Origin of the sequence: Methylobacterium sp. WL64 (genome assembly GCF_008039945.1) — a bacterium.
Taxonomy (GTDB): Bacteria; Pseudomonadota; Alphaproteobacteria; order Rhizobiales; family Beijerinckiaceae; genus Methylobacterium.
In genome coordinates, this window is record NZ_VRVA01000255.1 from 1 (window position 1) to 2561 (window position 2561).

General features: G+C 56.3%; 1 protein-coding gene. It reads right to left on the minus strand.

What is annotated here, in order from left to right:
- Window positions 1–606: 606 nt before the first annotated feature.
- A partial coding sequence (locus FV242_RS33560) for a transposase (protein WP_147941974.1) occupies window positions 607–2561 on the minus strand: 1955 nt, incomplete at its 5' end.

Below are 2561 nucleotides of genomic sequence, written 5' to 3' on the forward strand. Positions count from 1 at the left end.
CTAACCCCTGCGCTTCATCGTCGGTCACAGCGGCCGAGGCATGGGCCTGCCAGACCTGACGGGACAGAGCGTCCATCTGGGCAAGCGTCGTCGCACCGCCGATCGCGGCCGACATCGTGGCATGGAACATCATTCACGAACCCTCACGGGCCGCGGCTAGGGCTCAGGTAAAGCTTCCCCGTTGACGGAAACGCGTTCCGTCTTGACTCCCGGCGGGAGATCTGGCTTGTGAGAGGAAGTGACTCGGCTCTCACAGGCCCCAGGTTTTCAGCACCCTCGTCCCGGCAAGGACGGGGGTGTTGGCTTTTCAGGGTCTCAGTTCCGCGGCGGTTGCTCTCCTGAATTGCCGGCGCACGACTCGCCGAGGCGTGTCAGACCGGAACACCCCATGTCGTCCGGCTCGCACGGTTAAGTCAACGTCGAGGCCGCGTCCGCCTCTCACGCGGGGTTGCGGCATTCCTGAGACCATAAAAGCCGCAACCCCGCGTGTCATGATTGCATGATCCGCGCGTTTCATGTTCACACCTGGGCTCTACCGCATCTAGGGGCCATGCCCCCCTGCGGGACACCCCAGGAGGCCACGACTAGGGCTTCGGTTCCTACGGGTCAGCGAGTAGCGGAATAGAGGTCGTCGGGGGTGAACCCCCTCCAGACACGCCCCTCAGCCATCAGTTCCTGTTCCCTCTCGGCGATCATGATGAGGAGACCCGGCAGCATAAGGATGTACTCAATCGCCTCCAGAGTGGCCGGGTGATCGTCGTAGAACCAGATGTTCCGGATCTGGAGCTTTGGACTGTGCTGAAGAGGTGGCAGGTCAATCCGCTCCCGCCATTCGTCGGCTGCGAGGGCCAAGCGTTCCCACACACCGATCTTGGCCCAGCGGTAGAAGACGCGGGCGGCGGTGGACGGATTGCCGAAATACTCTGGATATGACCGGAGATCGTGCCAGGAGCCCCCGTTCATCGTCCGCCATAGGACGGCATAGATGAGCCGTCGTAGGTCCTTAATCCGTTTATGTCCTCGAAGATGGCATTGCTTTAGCAGCGTCTCGAAGACCTCAAACTCTTCATGTCCGAGAGAGTAGGTTTCCGGCTTGATGCCAATGGGGAACAAGGTCAGATTGAAGCTGACAAGATCCGATTTTGTATGGTACTCGCCGTATTTCAGTAGCGCCTTTGCTCGCAGTGCCGCGAATGATAAGCCGCTGGCGTCCCGATTTATTTCCTTAACTCGACGGTTCATGCTCTCTACAAATGCGGTCGTGTAGCGATCATCGAAGCCGGCGAAGATTGGCCCCTTCCAATCCTCCATGGTATTAAACAGAGGCCCAAACCATGGAACGAGGGAGTAGGTATCCGGCGCCCCCTTCTTAAGGTTAATGTACTCCCGGGCTTTATGGATGTAGCCGACCCATAGCTCGTAACGCCACAAAGCCTCTGCCTTTGTTTTTTCCTGAAAGATCTCCTCAAAGAGCTTCCGAGCTTGGGTGACGTGGTACAGCCTATCATTGGCCTTCACCAGTCTATCATGTTCGATCTTGTCGCCTGGTCTAAGGTTATATCTCGGCCCTTTGAATAAACGCACATTCCGGCGCATCTTCTTCTGGCTGCCCTCATCCATGTCGCTCGTGATCGAATTGCGGGCAACGTCAGTGTATTTTTGGATTAGTTTAACGACGTGGAAGCGGTCGATTATCTGCGTCGAATTTGGGAAAAGCGTCCGGATGGGATTGTACATCTCCGCCATGTCGTGAACAAAGAACTCAACCTCCTCACGCTCATGCCGCTCAAATTTTTCGCTGAAGTGTTTGTATATTTCGGCAGGATTGTCGTGCGGCAATATCTCAAGAATTTTGTTGTTCTTGACATCCGCAATGACACATCGCGCCTTGCCAAGGATGTGCGTCCCGTCGATACCGAGTTTTCTCGGCAGGCGGTATTCGTGGTTCTCTGTCATGGTGTCGCGATAGTCGGCAAACACGCGCTCGACCAATCCAACATCGACGTGCAATAAATCTGCAGCTTTTGCGGCCGTGTGTTCGACGGCGGCGATGGCGATGCTTCTACGCAGTCGTTTCGTTATGATATGCTTGATGCCGGTATCATCGCCAGTGCGTTTCCGGCCGCGTTGTTTTACTCCCGGAGTATCATTTACGTCAGGTAGAACCTCATAAAACCTTTTTTTGCAGACCCGACACTCAAACCTTTGTTTTTTGATCACGAGGAACGTAGGGGCTGCAAATCGGCTGCAATCCTGAACCCTAATCGTGTCCGATGATGCTTTGACGGGGCTTCGATCTGAGCAGCAAAGTTTGGTCGGGAAGGTGTAATGCTGGATCGTGGGTGCGAAGGTCTCGCAGGAGATGGTCACCTCTTGGGGCGGCCGCTCGGGGGCAGTCCCGTATTTATGGCGCCGTTCGATAGCGTGGGCGCTTAGAACGCCTAACAGAACGGCACCGAGCTTGGTTTTCAGCGTTGGTTTGGCATGGCCAGACTGCTTCTCCCCGATGATCTCTGGGATGAGATCGCGCCGCTCCTCCCGCCGCCTCGGCCGCGTCCGAA